Genomic DNA, 17,154 nt, shown 5'->3' on the forward strand with positions numbered 1-17,154 from the left:
TTAATGCAGAAAATCATGACCGGCAATGGAATCCACAAAGACTTACGGCCAACATCGGTCCGAGTGAACGCTGAGACGCTGCAACTGGTGTTCAAATGGAGAAGCAATCCCAATTCCTTCGCCATCACCCGCCGACTTCCTCAAACCGCTGACGAATTACGTTCACCTGCGGATACTCCTGCTGAGTGGGCCCTCTACATGACGCTTATGTGGCAAGAGGAGTTGAGCACGGGGTTACTAGTGCGGGGCACTCGTCGACGGGTCGACGGCGTGATCTACATCGAAGAGCCTGCAAAGACAGCGCTTGACCCGGAACACGGGTACACCTACAGCTTCTACCACCAAGACATATCGCCGGACGCAGATGGCTTGGTTCATATCACACACGGGCAATCCCCACATAATAGACGTGTGAGTACATATAACCCTGACCAGCTAATCGGGTGGGAGATTGCGGCCCGGCACTCTGACGCAGAGTCGATGCGGTACGTCGGCAAGGCCGTCACGTCTTGGACAGGTTCCGACGGTGTGGCGTCACTCGACATCCTAGATACGCGTCCGGGGACTCCTCCACACATTGTCGAAAGAATCGCATTCAAAGCAGTTCACGCTGCCGCCGACGCGGGGGCGCTCGAGGTCACGACGACTCTAGCGATTCCTGTCCTTGCCGCCGTGGGATTCGCTCCCGCATCCAGCAACCACCTCACCCTTGATGTGCGATCTATGCCATGACGAGTGATCAAAACTCGCGTTGGGTGGCGATTACGCGGAGCTTCGCGAACCGCGCAGATCGGTGTGGCCCGGCGGGCGAAAATCTGTGCCGCGGCACGAGACGAATCGGTTCGGGAGATGCTGGCGGCGAACGCACCCGTGGTCAATTACGTACGACGAGCGGTTTCAGAACCGCCGGCCTCGCAGATGCATCTGCACGATGTGCTGATCGACCGCACAAGCCGAGAGGTGGCGACAAGGGGAGTAACAAGGGCAGTGGGGTTCATTGGAGACGGGGATCGTCGAGACCGAGAGAAATATCTGCAGCAAGAGGAAAGACGAGATATGGAAGCCCGTGCCCGCTTTGATGCAGCGTTTGCAGTCATGCGGCCGCGACTCGTCGAGGCAATCACTCGTAACGCCCGATTCCAATTTCGCACAACCGGTGGGGTTTTTAGGGTGGAGTTTGAGATGAGCGAGGAAGGTCGAGGCGGGCCAATCAGCCGTCTCGACACCCAGGTCCTTGGCGATACTTACGTTTCTTCCGAATATTGCGAAGAGGAGTTCCATAACTTAACGGCCGAGGTACTACAAGCGCCAAGGAAACAGATATATCCGGACACGCCATCTCTAACGGTTCTGCCGCGACGAAATATCAAGCGAGAGATTGTAGGCTATGGTCTACGCTATCAGTGCATTGTCTGGGGAGGCTTACGCTAGTCGCCCATCGGTGACTCGTGGAGGTGTTTGCCGCCGAGCATCGTCGCCGTGGCTCACTCCTGCACGGGGTGTGTCACCGTTCAGCGAACCAAGTCCAGGGGGGACTGCGTTGCGATGGACCGGGCAGCGGATTCCTCCTCTCCCGAGCACCCCCGGTGAGCTCGGCGCGGGTATGCGGCTGCTGCGGACGGTGGGGCTACGTTTGCTGGTCACAAAACAGGACGTGGGGCGTCAGGGGTGCTACGGATACACCTACGAGCTGGCGCTCTCAAAGAGCACTCTCAATCGTTACGAGAATGGCACCCTGCCACCGTTGGAGCTGGCCGAGCACTTAGATCAGTTATACGAAGCAGATGGATGGATTGATGTGGGGTTGAGGACGTTGTGGCGGCCGAAGTGGGATCCTTGGGAACGCGAGGACTCATGGCCGCAGCGCTATCACTTCGCTCGGTGGCCGGCGAGGTTCAGTGGCCTGGTTTGGATAAAAGTCGTTCCAGCCGCCACCTCGATCAACGAAGATCACTCGCTGATGCTGGCGTGGGGCCCGTGGAACCGGACAGTGGAGCTACCGACTCTCGGACCCACTGGCGTTCTCCTCACCACAGGAAAAGCCAAGGACCCAGACGGGATCTCGCGAACCCTGAATTTCGTGTGTGACAAGCAAACGCATGTCTTGTTTGGTGCTGGCGAAGACTTCGGCGGCGAGAACGTCCTCGACATCCATGAGGGTTGGACTCTGGCGCGTCCCTAACCTGCGCTGTCCCAAATCCGTCCCATCACCTGAGTAGTTGCCCCAGTAGGTCCGACACTGAAGAAACGCCACCGCCGGCGGCAACCACCAGCACAGGGAGGACAGATCATGGGTGACTATCAAAACAATCCGGGACAGCAAGTGGTCTGGGATGACGACGACAGCAAGCTTGTCATCTCCGACAACGGAAGTCGCGCCGACTACTACGAAGGCGCGACGCACAGCTACAGCACATACAACAAGGACGGTGACGTGACCACCCTCGGGGTGGGCGAGACCCACGAGCACTGACCGGTTTCCGTTCCCATCTGCTCACCACGACGACCCCACCCGACTCGGGTGGGGTCGTTCGCTGTGGCAGGAACTCCGGCCGGCGGTGTCGGGCGGAACTCGCCACCGCACTGCGGACGAGCTTGACACTCGCGGTCGCGACGTTCCGGCCCACTGCGCATCGTCGCGATCGCTGACGTCGTCGCGTAGATGCTCGGCTCGCCCACTTACCCAATTCGAGTCGTCCCGATTGAAGACCGCGTACTAAGACACCGCTGGCGGTACTCTCACCGACCTCGCTGGCCACCTCGCCGCGTGACCATTGTGGTTCGGACGTTCTGGCCGGGTGACCGTGTGCAGCGTGTCGACGGCCCCGACCCCGGCAGCTCGCGAGTACATACCGGCGCACGAACTGCTCATACGGCGTGGGCCGACGATGCCAACCACCAGACGATCACCTTAAGCGAAGTGACATACCGCGGCTGCCTGAGCGAGTGATAGCTGGCACTCTTCAATTCCACTCGATCGGGTTCCTGCGGCCGTCGACTGCTCGACTCATCGTCGGTCGACGGCACGTGTGATCGGGGTATAAAAAACCCTGGTCGATCGCTCGAGATCGAATACCGGGTTCTTCCGGAGCGTTAACCACGTCGCGTAGGCGACACTGGCCTTTACAGAACGAGTTGGCTGAGTCCAGCCCGGTTCGCGACCTGAAGTTGGCCGGCGGCAATCGGAAGCGCGCGTTGGACCTGCACGAATGGAGCACACGAACGAACGCGGCACTGTTGCACGATTTCGCACACCTTGAGGTCGGTCTCCGCAACCTTTACGACATCTGTCGACAGAGTACGGAAAGCTGTTGCAGGATTTACTAATATCGCTGATAACGGTTATTACGCCATTTTGGCTTCGTTGCGATGGTTTTCGCTCGAATGAGCAAATTGTCGGGTGACAACGTTGTTGAGACTTTGCCACCCCAGATGAGACTCGATGACAGCTACCTGGGGTCGACGAGCCCGCTGACCTCGCGGAACAGAAACGGTAAGTCCCACAACGATTGTCATCCGGGCGGCCTGAGTTCGCGAATCTAGAGAGTCTCACATCCGATGACACTGACTGTGTGTTCCGCCGCCGAAACGCGCAGGTCAGGACTCCCAAGGAGGTGGCTTCGCTCTAGCTGTTCAGCGACACAGGCGTTCCCCGGCCCTGTCCACGTGCCGCGGCGACGACGATTGCGGCGGTTGCGAGGTCCTGCAGTCCGACACCGGTCGAGTCGAACAGGGTGATCTCGTCGGCGCTGCGGCGACCCGGGCGGCGACCGGTGATGACGTCGCCGAGTTCGACGGAGACGTCGTCGGCGGTGATGGCGTTCTCAGCGATCGCGAGGACGGCGTCGCCCGACTTGGCCAGAGCGGTGGCCCGGCTGTCGACGACGATGCGGCTGCGGGCCATGGCTGCACCGTCGACCTCGCGCTCGCCGGGTCGTGGTGCGGCGCCGACGACGTTGAGGTGCGTCCCCGGTCGCAGCGCGGCGCCGCGCAGCACGGGCGTGACCGACGGCGTGAGTGTGCAGATGATGTCGGCGCGGGCGGCAACGTCGTCGACCGACGCAGCGGTCCATACCGGGATCGCCATGTCAGACAGTGCACCTTGGAACTCGTCGACCCTCTTCGGTGATCGCGACCACACGACGACCTCGGTGAGGGTGCGCGTCGCCGCGATCGCCCGTGTGTGCTCGATGGCGAGATTGCCTGCACCGACGAGGCCCAGGATGTACGCGTCGGGGCGGGCGAGATGTGCTGTGGCGACGGCGCTGGTCGCGGCGGTGCGCATCGCGGTGATCGCCCGTCCGTCGAGGACGGCAACGCATTCGCCGGTGACGGTGGAGGTGACGACGATCGTCGACCGCTGGCGGGGGAGGCCGCGGGTGCTATTGCACGGCAGGTCGGACAGGATCTTTACGCAGGCGAGGTCGCCGAGGGCGGCGACCATGGTGAGCACTCGTCCGTCCTCTCCGTCCTCGCCTACCGGCAGCGAACCGGGTTCGGGATTCCGTGCGGCACCCGTGGCGAGGTCGGCATGAGCCTGCTCGACCGCGACGCGTACGGCGTCGCGGTCGAGCAGGGCGGCGACCTCGGAATGCCGCAGTACCAGTGTCATCGGGTGCCGCCCACCGCCATCTCGATCGAGTCGATGATGCGCGTGTCGACGATGTCGTCGAACGATGGCGCCGTGTGGACCATCGACTCCTCGGCGAGGATGCGCATCCACCGGTCGGTGGCCGCGGGATCGATGCGTGGGGTCTCCCACGTGCGTGACGACTGGATACGACCACACGCGGCAGATAGGGTGGCCGGTGACATCGACGGCCAGTGCTCCACGAGCAGAGGCTCGAGCTCGGCGACCGGTGCCTGGTTTACCGCAGCCATGGCCTCGCCGAGTGCTGAGGTGAAGTCGACGAGGCGGTCCTGTAGTTCGTCGAATCGGTCGGAGCGGCAGTAATAGACGCTATTCGGTCCGAGTCCGCCGACCTTGGCGTATTCGACGGCGATGCAGCCGGTGCCGCGGTCGGACATCGACTGTGCCGTGGTGATGTCGAGGATGATCGCGTCGCCGAGACCGCTCTCGAACAACTCCACGAACATCGGGGTCGACAGGTCGCGAAGGAACGTCGTGTCGGCCGGATCGACGCCCGACTCGCGCATCATTCCTGCTGTGATGGCGTATGGTGCACTGCCGCCGATGCCGGGGGCGAGCACCACCGCCCCGTGGAGTGATGACCACGTGAACGTCCTGTCTGACGTCGTGCGTGTCACCAGCGCTTTGGGGAACTGGTGGTTGAGCTGGGTGAAGACGGTCAGCTCCCGGGGGGTGCCGTGGTACATGCCGGGTACCCAAATGCCGCCGAGTGCGACATCGGCTGCGCCGCTGGCGAGGTCGTCGAGGACGCCGGTCCAGGGGTCGCATGCCTTGGCTGTCACCGTTAGTCCGCGGTCGGCGAACAGTCCGGCGTGATCGGCGTAGTACTCGGGCAGGTAGTTGAGACCGTGGGCAGTCGCGGAGATGGCCAGGTGTGCCATAGGTGTGTACCTCTCTGTGATGATTCGTGTGCGTGTCGGGCGGTCTAGGCAGGGGCCTCACTGGCCTCCTCGAGCGACCGTCCGAATGTTTCGGGGCCGAAGCGGGCGGCGGCGACGAGCAGCCCATACATCACGGCGATCATGAAGAAGACGCCTGCGACACCGGCGATGTCGAAGAAGAACAGTGCGGCGAACGGCATCACCGCACCGGCGACGTTGCCGATCCCGTTGACCACCGAGGCGCCCATGGCGCGGATGGAGGTCGGGAACAGCTCCGGCGTCCACACCGATAACATCGTGTTCAGCAGCATAGTGAAGAACTGAAAGATAGCTCCCAGCACCAGGATCAGGAAGACGTTCTGCGCGAAGACGGCGAAGCAGATGGCCGAGATGCAGCCGAGCACGGCGGCGGACATGACGGTCGCCCGTCGGGGAGCGCGGCCGGCGAGATAGCAGGCGGTGCAGGCGCCGAACAGGCTGCCGATGTTCATGATCATCGTGAACAGCAGCGAATCCGACAGCGAGTAGCCCCGGGACACCAGCAGGATCGGCATGAGGAACAGCAGGGTGACCTGCGCACCGAACGACATCCACGACGCGGAGCCGATGGCCGCGGTGCGACGCAGGTTGCGGCCCTTGAAGACCTCGGCATACGACGTTTTCACGTCGGGCAGGGCGTCGCCGGCGGTGACGAACGAGCCTGTCGGCCCGGGCTTGCGCAGCCCCTTGATCGAACCGCTCGCGAGTCGGGTCAGCGACACGTTCGCTTCGTCCACGCGACCCTTCGACAGTAGGAACCGCGGTGACTCGGGTAGGTAGCGGCGGAACGCGACGACCAGCACGGCCGGCAGTGCGAGGATGACGTAGGTCCAGCGCCACGAGTGGTCGTCACCGCCGAGCACACCCCCGAGGGGGCCGAGCACCAGGAGGAAGAAGCCGAACGAGGCGATGTTGCCGATGCCGCCCGAGGAGATGTTGAGCGTCGCGAGCAGGGAGCCGCGATGCCGGGTGGCCACCACCTCGGCGAGGATCGCCAGTCCGACGGTGAACTCGCCGCCCAGGCCGATGCCGACGATGAAGCGGCTGGCCAGCAGCATCTCGTAGTTGACGGCGGCGGCGCTGATCAGCCCGCCGAGGGTGTAGACCAGCAAATTCAGGCTGAGAGCGACCCGTCGACCCCACCGGTCGGCGATGTACCCGCCGATCAGGCGGCCGACCAGCCCGCCGACGACTGTGACCGTGTTGATCAGGGTCAGCTGCGCGTTACCGATCCCCAAGGAGTCCTTGATAAGCGGTCCCATGGCGCCGGTCGAATTCTGCTCGAGGCTGTCGAAGAAGAGGCCTGCCATGAGCAGCGCGATGACCGCCGCCTGGACCCGCGTGAAGCCAATCTTGTCCAGGGCGGTAGTGAGTCCCGCGCCGGGCGGGGAGAGGGGGACGGTTTGTGCGATGGGTGCTGGGATGGCCATAGCCGTGTCTCCGAAGGAGCGAGGATGGCGCCGGTGGTATCGCCACGGGCGATCGCCGTCGGAAGTGTCTGGCGATGAGCAAGTTGTATACAAAAAAGGTGTCGTACGCGTTTCGTCTCGCAACTTCTATGTTACGAGCAGGCTATTAGCCAAGCAGTCGTATACAAAAATTAGTCAGCGGTCGCACGCCCCGGTTCGTCTCGCCGCAAGTGCTCGTCCATGAGGAAGCCGGCCTGCACGGAGGCGCCATCGAGGATCGCGGCGGCGAGCACGGCGTGGTCGCGTCGTGAGGTCTCGGGGTCGTGGCCGAGACCCCACGCGACCCGCCTGCTGACCGACCCCAGGAGATCGCGGAGCTGGTCGTTGCCCGTCGCCTCGGCGACGAGTGCGTGGAAGCTGCGCCCGTCGGCGGATTGGTCGAGGTCTGCGTCGTCGGGCCGGGTGTAGCGGACGAGCACGTCGGCGACAGCCCCGCCGCGCCGGTCGGCGGCGAGCCGTGCCGCAAACACCTCGAGTCCACGGCGAACCTCGAGCAGTTCACGGTTGTCTTTGCGCAACGACGAGGAGACCGTAGCCCCGCGGTAGCGAACGATCGTCACGAACCCCTCGGCCTGCAACTGGGCGAGTGCCTCACGCACCGGGACCCGGGACACGCCGAACCGCTTGGCGAGCGCCTCCTCCACGAGCCGCTCGCCACCTTCGAGGCGGCCGGCCAGGATCTCCGCCCGCAGCAACCGGGCGATGACATCACCGGGTGACTCGTCACTTCCCTGCGCCTCGGCACTCACATGAATAACTCTATCGACGTCGCGCGTATTGATTGGTTGCTGCGCAACCGTGTCCGATCCAGAACTAGTTGAGAGTGGGCGGCGGTCCTGACCAGGAAGCTCTCACCGATTGTTTTTCATTCGCATCGCTAAGCGGGGACTGCCCCGAGTTCAGTCGACTCGCGGGGTGTGAATTTCAAGCTGCGGTTGCGACTGGTGGGTGGAGCAGTTCGAACTCTATCGGGGTGAGCCTGCCGAGGGCGCGTTGCCGGCGACATCGGTGGTAGGTCCGCTCAATCCAGGACACGATTGCCAAGGCGTAATTCGGCACGCGCGGACCAGCGCCTGCGGTCGAGGACGTTGCGTTGCAGAAGGGCGAAGAACGACTCCATGGCGGCGTTGTCCCCGCATGCTTTATTTCGTCACCCGTGACGAAATAAACGGATCATGTTGTGTGACAACGGCAGCTGGTAACGCTGCGTGTTAGTCAGGTGCGAGTTGTTTATCCTTGTGGTGAGAGGTGTCCGCTTTAGGAGGTTGTGGCCTGGTGATTGTGCCGGTGTTGATTGACGAGCATCGTTACCGGCAGGGGATTGCACCGCAGGTCGGGGATGATGTTCGATGGCAACTGTTCTGGAATGAGCCTTTCGCGGGGTGGTGGCCTGGTCTTCGACCGGGGTGGTCGCTGACGGCGGCGTTGCGCCCCGCCGCATCAGAGCCGGTGACTCATCTGGGTGCCAGGCCCGAGGACAACACACTGATGCAGCCGGCCATCGGGACAGTCGGTGCTTTGCGTGTTCACTGCACCGCACAGATTCCGGTACCAGACACCGTGGTCCTCAGCGGTGCCGTACGCCTCAAGGCTGGGCTGCGACCCCGTGCTGACACGCCTCAGTCGCACCCTCTTGGCCGTCCTGGCGAGGTTGCGTACACCGAGGGCGTCATCGCCGGGATGCACCTGGTGTCGATCAAGCTCGACTACCGCGCGCACCCACAGTGGCCGGCGTGGCACCGACGGGAACCCATCGCAGGCAGCGAACGAATCTATGACCTCGACCAACCCCCGGCCGAACTGCATACCCATTGGCCTGACGGTGACACCCAGGGCGCGGTCCGGGTAGAGGAACTGCTGGTGGACCTGGATCTGACTGGCAACCGGTGACGTTGTCGCAGCACACGTGGTAGCAGCGAGGGCCTACCTACGGTTGATGGTGTCGGCATCGTATTGCAGGGAGTCTTCGGGGCCGACGGGGTAGGCCTCAAGCTGGGCGTTGTCGAGGATTGTTGCCGCGACGTGGTCTGTGCAGCCTACGATGGTGGAGTCGAAGTCGATTTCTGAGGCGACGAACCAGGTGTGGTCGGCGGGCCACATGATGTTCGGGGATGGCGGATTACCGTCGTTGCGGTCGAAGTAGCCGGCGATGTGCGGTGCGTGCAATAGGGAGCCGGACACCACTTCGAAATCGCGGCCGGGCACAGACACGGTGCCGGTGGGTGTGCGCTGTATGTGGGTTGGTTGCTCGGTGGGCCACAGCGCGTGGGCGGCGTGTACCCAGGTATCGGCGCCGGTGTTGCCGGAGTAGCCGTTCCAGAACCCGAAGTAGACCGACTCCGGAGTACCTGTCACTCCGATGAGCAGCTCGTACAGGGCGAGGGCGTCGTGCAATGGCAGCTCGCCCATCACCGGTTCGTCGTTACGCCACATGGTGCTGGTCGGATTCACCGGCTCGTCGGCGTCGATGAGCCTCCACCACTGCACCAGCGGATGAACCCGGCGTCCCGTGACCGCGGCCACGTCACGCCAGTGAATTCCCCATTCCGAGCCGCCGACGGAATGCAAGATCCGTACGTACGCGGTATACCCGGAGGGGCAGACCCCGGTCACAGAACCCCACGGACCAGTGAGCCGAGGTCTGATCCATTCTCCCGCTGTGGGATCGACCCGTTTCATAGCAGCCGCGACACCAGGGCAGCGGTGAACGACGTCACGTATGCCGCTCTTGGCCGCCACATCCGGTCAACGTAACAGTGCCGAGACTGCCCAGTCCCGCGGTTTGTTGTCAGTAGGGCAGAGCGTGTATGTAGAGCCACGTACTACGGTCGCGGGCGTGTGGGTCGAACCACGCGTCGAGGTCTCCGCCCCGTTCGCCCGACGGTGCGGGCCCGGTGTTGTACGTGGGTCGCGGCCGAGTGCACGTCATCAAGCTCGGGGAGGGTGGGGGACCGTGATGTGACGGGTCTCGCCGGGTCACCGAGGTGCCGGAATCGGAGGACCCGCATCGAAACCCTGCCTGGCCAATAATGCTGTCTCGCATGGCAGCAGTGCCAGCGTCAATCACAAGGTACGCCGATGACGAGCCCTGGTACTGCGAGGTCACCTCACCGTATTCGTGGTGCTGTGCTCTACACGGACCCCCATGCTGCCGACGATCCGTTGGAGTGCTTCTAGTGTCGCGGGGTGGTATCCGAGGGTGTCGGCGAGTATCGCGACGGGTGTTGTTTTCGACAGTCTGTCAGGGTGCCGAGGCGGGCGGCGAGTGCGGCGAAGAGGGGTTTGAGTCGTAGCCGCAGGTGTGCGGGGTCGATGTGGTTTCCGGGGGTGTAGCCGCGGAATACCCATGGTGAGTGGGGGTGGGCGGCGGTTTGTCCGTGGATGTTGTCCGCGGCCAGTGCCCGGACGGGTTCGTCGAGGGGTGGGGCAGGGTGATTGGGTAGCTGCCCAGTTGCAGGGTGACGCCGGTGTCGGTGACGATGATGTCGTTGCAGGTGAGGTTGCTGATTTTCTCGGCTCGTTGGCCGAACACGATGATCAGGATGGCTACGAGCCGGTCGCGGTCGGTCAGATCCTCGGTGTACACAACCTGCTGGACTGCTTCGGTTTGGGATTGAGTGTCGAGCCGGGTGGCGGTTCCGCGTCGGTGCTGTACGACGGTGAGGTCGGCGGGAACAATTCGTGTGGCGATCGCCCAGCGAATGAATCGGTAGACATGTCCGCGGGTGCTCGTGCCGCCGGGTTGCCAGGCGTCGATCTCGTGTTGGCCGGCTTGGGTGAGCGTGAGTCCGTGTTCGAGGGTCAACCAGTTGCAGTACTCGATGGCGACGGTGAATAATTGCTTGGCTCGCAGGAACGCGGAGTTGCTGATCGGGGACGAACTGCGCAGATGGCGCAGCAGTCCCCACCGGCGGAATTGATCGATGATTATCTGCTGTTCGGGATCGATCACCCGTTCCTGTTTATCGAGTGCCCACATCTCGAATCGTGCCAGCAGCTCGTCTCGTCGTGGGAGCACACCGTGTTCCACGAGCAGCGCCCTCATGTAGTTCGTCGTCTGGCCGGTGGGCAGCGCGTCGACTGTGTCATGGTCAATGTTGTTCTGCGCGGCGAGCTGTGTGAGGAACTGTTCGACATGTGGTTGGCGGATCCAGGTCAGGCCGCTGTTGGGTCGTTCCATCGCGCCGAGTGCATCGGCGATCACCGTCAGCTTCGGGTCCACGTTTCCGGTGTCGGGGTTGCGTAGTAGCTCGGTGGCGGTGTACTGCAGGATGCACCGCTGGCAGCGCCCGCCGCGGTACAACTCGGTTTCAGCGCCGCACTCGACGCAGTCCACGTTCAGGGTGATATCGCTACAGCGCGGGCAGGCCGGTGCACCATCGATAATTCCTGGCAGGACCCCTTCGTGTCCGCAGGCGCAGCGTCCCGTGGTGCGTTTAGCCGCTTGATAGCAGTTGCCGCACACCAGGCCTTCCGGCCACCACGCGGCCGGCCAATAGCATTTGCCGCACCGATCACACGGTGAGTATTTGTCGGGTTCTTCGGGTTTACGTGGTCTGGCGATCGGGATCCTCCACTACGCGGATACGGTGAGCGATCGGCCCGCCCGGAGACGGGCGCAGGCCGAGAGCGCGGTCAGGCGGTGCGTGCGCGGTTTTGGCTGCTCGCATTTCCACGAACGGTTCGAATAGGTCGCCGGGGGAGCAGTCGAAGATGTCGCATAGCGCGGCCAGTGTCTGTGACGAAATGCGCTGTGGCTCCGTGGTCACGAGCCCATAGATTTGCGCATCAGAGAGGTGGATGCCACGCGATTGCAGCAACGGTTTCAGGTCGGTCGATTTCCAGAGATTGTGGGTGGCCATGACAGTGCGCAGGTGCCAGTGGAACCCGATCCGGCGTTGTTCACCGCTCATGGTTGCCCTTCCTTCGCGGTCCGGCGGTTGATCATGTGCTGGATCTTGCGGTTCTTGAAGTCGTCACCCACCGATGAATACAACGCGGTCGTTGACGAGTTCAGGTGGGCGAGCTGCTGCTGAACGAACTGTTCTTTGTAGTCGGCTTCTAGCAGGTGGGTGGTGTACTAATGCCGAAGCGCGTGCAGACACAGTTCGGTGGGAAGCCCGGCCCGGTCGCGGTGAAAGGCGAACGAACGTCCCAAGGTGCCGAGAGTGATCCGCTCGCCGCGTTCGCTGGGCCATAACGCCCGTGATCGCTCGGCGGTGGTGAATATTTCGCGGCCGTCAGTGCACCAATACTCGAGCAGCTCGACCACCCAGGCGAAGCCGGGAACGGTGAGAACCGTCCGTCGCCGGGGGCCCGAGCCACGTGTTCCTTTGGCCCATCGCACGGTCAACGCACCGTAGCGTCTGTACTGCGGCACGTAGGGATTCGGCCCGAAATCGATGGTGTCGAGCATCGTCAGCTCGCGGCGGCGCAGCCCGTAGGCGTAGGCCACCTTGAATGCCATGGAGTCACGCATCACCGTGCGCCATTGTTTTCGGTTCCGGGCGTGCAGGTCGTCGACATAGTCGTCGATGCAGTCGAACACCTGTTGCAGCTCCGGTCTGGTAAAGGCCCGCCGCCGTGTCGGCATCGCATCATCGGCGCTGTGTCGCGGGGTGTTCCATTCGAACCGGATCTGGATGGGATGGGTGCCGAAGTACTTATCGCACACCTCGGTCCACATGTACCGCGGATCGGAGATGTACTCGCAGAACATCGCGATCGCATTGCTATACGTTCGCAACGTGCGCACCGTGATCGCTGAACTCGCCAGTCGTCGTTCGGCCATATAGTCATCGAGATCCTGCGGCCGCCAATGCCACGGATACTCGTTGGTGTAGGTGAAGAATCGGTCGACGAGCTGACAGCGTGGCGTGATCGTCGCCGGCACCAGCCCTCGAGCGAGCTGCTGCGAGCGCCAGCCGTCGAGCATCGCCTCATACACACGGTCCTCCGCGCGGATCACACCAACATCGCTGGTGGAAAACACCTTTGGTGCGAAACCAGGTAATTCCTCGGACACTTCCGGATCACCTCATAACGTCACAGTGACGATTAGCGAAGCGGCCCGGCCTCGCGCGCGGGCATGACGAATACCGGCCATGTGCGTAAGGAGGGGCAAGTGCGTCAGACGTCCAGGCCGGGCTCAACACTGGTCACACCTGGAAAGAACTCGATCAGCCTGTGCAGGAATCGATCATCTAACGAATGAAACGTAGCCCGACCAGCGCGAAGCCAGCAACGCGTGCCACACAGTGTTTGACCCGATGCTCATCACATCCGTTGCACAGCAACGACTGCCGGAATACTCACCGAGCTGCGAGTCCTTGCATCTACTGCAACTCGCTATGTTTGCTCGCCGATAAGAAACATTATGTCAGGTTAAGGCTGGAAAGCTTTCTCTTGGGTCTCTAGGTTTCTCTCAATGGGTGTCGGGTGACACCGCACCTGAGACTTTGCCACCCTAGATTGAGACTCGATGACAGCTGTTCCTCCACCGAAACTACGGGTCGGCGCTCCCAAGAAGGTGTCATCACTGCCAACTACGGTGTCATCCGACATGGTCCTGAGCATAATTGCGAAAATCACTGTCGGACAGCGGCATGGGACACGAACATCATCTTCGGCCAGCGGTAGATGTCTGTGATGATGAACTGTTCGTGAGGATGATCGCTGACCGCATCAGTCGAGTTACACGACCACTGCGGCGGTTACGTGATCGAACAGAAACGGTGACCTCACCGATATCCCGACTGCGCTCGTCCGCATGGGGATCACCGAAGGCATCCGTTGTACACGGGAGCATCGAGCGGAAACGGGCTCAAAATCAATTGCCCGATATGACTTATTCGGCTCACGTTGATCACGCGCCCCAGATCGACCTCACCATTGCTCGGACACGGTCTCGATGATGTATCCGGAGAGCGTTGATCAGCATGCTCCGTGCGGATCAATAGTCCGAGACGTACCACCTATGCGCGCAATACCGACGGATTCATGCGGGCGATGCCTCCGACAAGGCCACGTGTCGGAGGCCTCATCCCTCCTGTTCGCGCCGACGGCGTTGGATCTCACCTTCGCGGCGCTGGGCCTCGGCGCGTTCACGAACCTGCCGCAGAAATTCCGCGTCCGCCTCCGGGTCCTGAGGTATGAATCGACCTGGGTGGTCGTACTCGGGAAACCCCATCGCCGACGCACGACCCGGGGCGTCCCGCGACACGCGGCCGGAGAACGCAGCGGCGGGCCGTCCCGCGATGAACCACACAACCGAGCCGACCAGCGGCAACACGATCACCAGGAGCAACCACGCCCACCGCGGGATACCGCGCACCAGCGCCCCGTCGCTGGACACGATGTCGACCAGCGCCGCGATCATCACCAGCAGCACAATCGCACCCATGTACGGCACGTGATCACACTCCCGTCGGCCCCGTGCGGGCAGCAGCAACCCTAACCTGTGAATCAGCTGTATGCGTGCGGATTGAACTTCTCCCCGTCTCAACCGGGCTCACAGGGTTGCCCACATCAGATGACGCCGGATATCGGTCGGATCGATGACCGTGCACTAGCGAGCCATCGTGTCTCGTTATATGGTCGACCGCATACGAGTCACTGTGTCTCATTAATGTGTCATCCCGCCGAGCACGTCGAATCACGTGCTCTCGCCATCGAAAGGGCTGCCCATGCGTGTGTTTGTCACCGGCGCGACCGGTTGGATCGGCACTGCCACCGTTCACGAGCTCATCTCCGCGGGACATGATGTGGTCGGTCTCGCTCGTTCCGATTCGTCCGCAGATCGGCTGCGCACAGCCGGCGCCGCCGCGCTACCTGGCGACCTCGACGACCTCGAGTCGTTGCGTCGCGGTGCCGTCGGAGCAGACGCCATCATTCACCTGGCGAACAAGCACGACTGGGCCGACCCCGGGGGAACCGATCGCGCCGAGCGCGCGGCAGTCGAGTCGATGCTGGAAGTCGTCAGCGGAACTGACAAGGCCTTTCTCGTTGCCAATGGTCTGTCCGGCCTCGTCGTCGGGCGAGCAGCAGTCGAATCAGACCCGTCACCGGCGATCGGGCCGGGGGCCGACAGGGGCGGGTCGGAGAACCTGGTCTTGGATGCAGCGCACGACGGCGTGCGTGGCATGGCCATCCGCTTCGCGCCCTCAGTGCACGGACACGGCGACTGGGGTTTCGTGAGATTTCTGGCCGACATCGCGGTCGAACGGGGAGTCAGCGGTTACATAGACGAGGGAACCACACTGTGGTCGGCCGTTCACCGGCACGACGCCGCGCGACTGATTCGGCTGGGCATCGAGATCGCACCGAGCGGAGCGCGATTGCACGCGGTCGCCGAGCAGGAGATCAGCACCCGAGCGATCGCCGAAGCACTGGGCTCGGCGCTCGACGTGCCCATCGTATCGATCGCCGGCGACGACGCGGACCAGCACTTCGGTTTCATGGCAGAATTCTTCGGCTCGTCGATGACCGGCACGAGTGCGACGACCCGTTCCCTGACGGGATGGGAACCGACGCAGCCGCGACTGATCGACGACATCCGGTCCGGCGCCTACTCAGGACGCGTGGACCGATGACCGGTAGCGAACGCTCGACTACGACCAGGACATCATCTCCGCGACCGACAACGGATGCGTCGTCGACCAGATCACGCGAGAACTCGGTTCTCGCGGTGGTCTGCGCCTGCACTGTGCTCGTTGTCGGCTTCGTCGCCTCGATCAACCTCGCTGTTCCCGAACTCGCGGCCAGTGGACTGCACCCGTCGTCGACCGAGCTCCTCTGGATAGTCGATGCGTACGTCGTGCTGTTCGCATGCCTGGTGATCCCTGCGGGTGCTGCCGGCGACCGATGGGGGCGAAAAGGGGCACTGACCCTGGGCATGCTCGTCTTCGGTGTCGGTGCGTTGCTCTCCGCAATCGCACCCGACGTGACGGTCATGCTCGTCGGGCGCGTGATCAGCGGCGTAGGTGCGGCGGCGGTTCTGCCCAGCGGGCTGGCGGTGGTGGTGCATGCCGTCGGCGCGAAGCGACGACCGCGAGCGATCGCGGTGTGGGCGGCGATGTCCGGAGTCGGAGGAGTTGTCGGCAATGTCGGCGGTGGTGTGCTGCTCCAGATCGGTTCGTGGCGGTGGATGTTCGCGGCCGTGGTACCCGCCGCGGTTCTGAGTGCAGGCCTCGTCGCCTCGGTTGCGTCGAGATCACCACGGCACGAGCGGAAGATCGCACCGCCGGCCGTCGCGCTGTTGACCCTGGGCACGCTCGCCCTGTTGGTCGGGGTCATCCAGGGTCCCGTCGACGGGTGGACGAGCCCGACGGTGACAGATGCCTTCGCGGCGTCCGCGCTGATGTTCGTATGCTGGACGGTGTACGAACTCCGCAGCGCGGAGCCCCTTCTCGATCCGCGTGTCTTTCGAACCTCGGCGGTGGCCACCGCGTGTGTGGGCATGCTCGTGGTGTTCTTCGGGATGTTCGGCTTCTTCTTCCTCAACGCCTCACTGCTCCAGTACAGCCGAGAATTCACCGCATTGGAGGCAGGGTTGGGGATAGTTCCGATGACCGTCCCACTCATCGTCGGTGCACGGGCTGTACCACGTCTTGTTCACCGCGTGGGTGATCGGATCGTTCTCGGCAGCGCCTTCGTTGCCATCTCCGGAGGACTCGCCGGAGTGGCGTCGGCGATTCACCAACCGTACGTCGTCTATGCGGCCTGGCTGGTGGTGATGGGCATCGGAATGACCTTGGCACTGCCCACTCTCACCATCGCGATCTCCGCGGCACTTCCGCCACGTCACGCAGGTGTCGCCGGTGGACTACAGGCAACGACGCGAGAACTCGGTAGCGCTCTCGGCGTCGCCGTGATGGGGACGATCCTGACCGCTGGATTCGACCATCGGCTCGCCGGCGGCACGCACCGAACCGTCGCACAGGCATTGTCCGCATCGCCCACGATGCATACCGCTGTCGTCGACGCCTATACGGCGAGCGCCCGTACATCCATCCTCACGCTCGCGGCGATCGTGACCGTGACCGGAGCCCTCCTGCTGACAGCAACGGCCTTGGGCAATCGCACCGGTAGCGGCGACGCACATGCGCGGTGACCG

14 protein-coding genes and 2 pseudogenes are annotated in these 17,154 nt (G+C 63.1%); 6 read left to right on the forward strand and 10 right to left on the reverse strand.

Annotated features, from left to right (window positions below; genetic code table 11):
• Positions 1-822: 822 nt before the first annotated feature.
• From BW971_RS22175 to BW971_RS16515, 3 genes and pseudogenes are all read left to right on the forward strand, one after another.
• A pseudogene (locus BW971_RS22175) lies at positions 823-966 on the forward strand (TetR/AcrR family transcriptional regulator); the annotation flags it as partial.
• Positions 967-1,603: 637 nt separating this feature from the next.
• Positions 1,604-2,182: a hypothetical protein gene (locus BW971_RS16510; protein ID WP_076481811.1), complete on the forward strand. Its 579-nt coding sequence runs from the start codon at positions 1,604-1,606 to the stop codon at positions 2,180-2,182.
• A gap of 108 nt (positions 2,183-2,290) precedes the next feature.
• On the forward strand, positions 2,291-2,473 hold the full coding sequence (locus BW971_RS16515) for a hypothetical protein (protein ID WP_076481814.1): 183 nt from the start codon (positions 2,291-2,293) through the stop codon (positions 2,471-2,473).
• Between the two features lie 1,152 nt (positions 2,474-3,625).
• Here BW971_RS16515 and BW971_RS16525 read toward each other — a convergent pair.
• The 5 genes and pseudogenes from BW971_RS16525 to BW971_RS21980 all read right to left on the reverse strand — a co-directional run.
• The gene (locus BW971_RS16525) at positions 3,626-4,612 is read right to left on the reverse strand and encodes an ornithine cyclodeaminase family protein (RefSeq protein ID WP_076481820.1); all 987 of its coding nucleotides are present in this window, start codon (positions 4,610-4,612) and stop codon (positions 3,626-3,628) included.
• Positions 4,609-5,532, reverse strand: coding sequence for an ABC transporter substrate-binding protein (locus BW971_RS16530; protein WP_076481823.1), 924 nt, complete (start codon positions 5,530-5,532; stop codon positions 4,609-4,611). The genes BW971_RS16525 and BW971_RS16530 overlap by 4 nt, the downstream gene beginning before the upstream one ends.
• 44 nt (positions 5,533-5,576) lie before the next feature.
• Positions 5,577-7,001, reverse strand: coding sequence for an MFS transporter (locus BW971_RS16535; protein ID WP_234974447.1), 1,425 nt, complete (start codon positions 6,999-7,001; stop codon positions 5,577-5,579).
• 170 nt (positions 7,002-7,171) lie between these two features.
• Positions 7,172-7,789: a GntR family transcriptional regulator gene (locus BW971_RS16540; RefSeq protein WP_076481826.1), complete on the reverse strand. Its 618-nt coding sequence runs from the start codon at positions 7,787-7,789 to the stop codon at positions 7,172-7,174.
• 175 nt (positions 7,790-7,964) lie between these two features.
• Positions 7,965-8,181: pseudogene (locus BW971_RS21980) on the reverse strand (integrase core domain-containing protein); the annotation flags it as partial.
• A 134-nt stretch (positions 8,182-8,315) separates the two neighbouring features.
• Between BW971_RS21980 and BW971_RS16550 the strand changes: the two are divergent.
• Positions 8,316-8,930 carry a hypothetical protein gene (locus BW971_RS16550; protein ID WP_143690426.1) on the forward strand — a complete coding sequence of 205 codons (615 nt, stop codon included), beginning with the start codon at positions 8,316-8,318 and terminating at the stop codon, positions 8,928-8,930.
• 33 nt (positions 8,931-8,963) lie between these two features.
• Here the strand turns inward: BW971_RS16550 and BW971_RS16555 are convergent, their stop codons facing one another.
• From BW971_RS16555 to BW971_RS16575, 5 genes are all read right to left on the reverse strand, one after another.
• Entirely contained in the window at positions 8,964-9,779 is an 816-nt protein-coding gene (locus BW971_RS16555; RefSeq protein WP_143690427.1) for a hypothetical protein, read from the reverse strand.
• A 502-nt stretch (positions 9,780-10,281) separates the two neighbouring features.
• Positions 10,282-11,376, reverse strand: a complete 1,095-nt coding sequence (locus BW971_RS16560) for a Fis family transcriptional regulator (protein ID WP_234974448.1) — start codon at positions 11,374-11,376, stop codon at positions 10,282-10,284.
• A gap of 211 nt (positions 11,377-11,587) precedes the next feature.
• Positions 11,588-11,953: a helix-turn-helix domain-containing protein gene (locus tag BW971_RS16565; protein WP_076481835.1), complete on the reverse strand. Its 366-nt coding sequence runs from the start codon at positions 11,951-11,953 to the stop codon at positions 11,588-11,590.
• A gap of 167 nt (positions 11,954-12,120) precedes the next feature.
• Entirely contained in the window at positions 12,121-13,065 is a 945-nt protein-coding gene (locus BW971_RS16570) for a site-specific integrase (RefSeq protein ID WP_234974449.1), read from the reverse strand.
• 1,014 nt (positions 13,066-14,079) lie between these two features.
• A complete protein-coding gene (locus tag BW971_RS16575; protein WP_327201723.1) occupies positions 14,080-14,442 on the reverse strand; it encodes a PLDc N-terminal domain-containing protein in 363 nt (120 codons plus the stop codon).
• Between the two features lie 283 nt (positions 14,443-14,725).
• Between BW971_RS16575 and BW971_RS16580 the strand changes: the two genes are divergently transcribed.
• Positions 14,726-15,631, forward strand: a complete 906-nt coding sequence (locus tag BW971_RS16580) for an SDR family oxidoreductase (protein WP_076481840.1) — start codon at positions 14,726-14,728, stop codon at positions 15,629-15,631.
• The gene (locus tag BW971_RS16585; RefSeq protein ID WP_083710182.1) at positions 15,628-17,151 is read left to right on the forward strand and encodes an MFS transporter; all 1,524 of its coding nucleotides are present in this window, start codon (positions 15,628-15,630) and stop codon (positions 17,149-17,151) included. The genes BW971_RS16580 and BW971_RS16585 overlap by 4 nt, the downstream gene beginning before the upstream one ends.
• Positions 17,152-17,154 lie beyond the last annotated feature (3 nt).

Source organism: Williamsia sterculiae, from assembly GCF_900156495.1.
Lineage (GTDB): Bacteria > Actinomycetota > Actinomycetes > Mycobacteriales > Mycobacteriaceae > Williamsia_B > Williamsia_B sterculiae.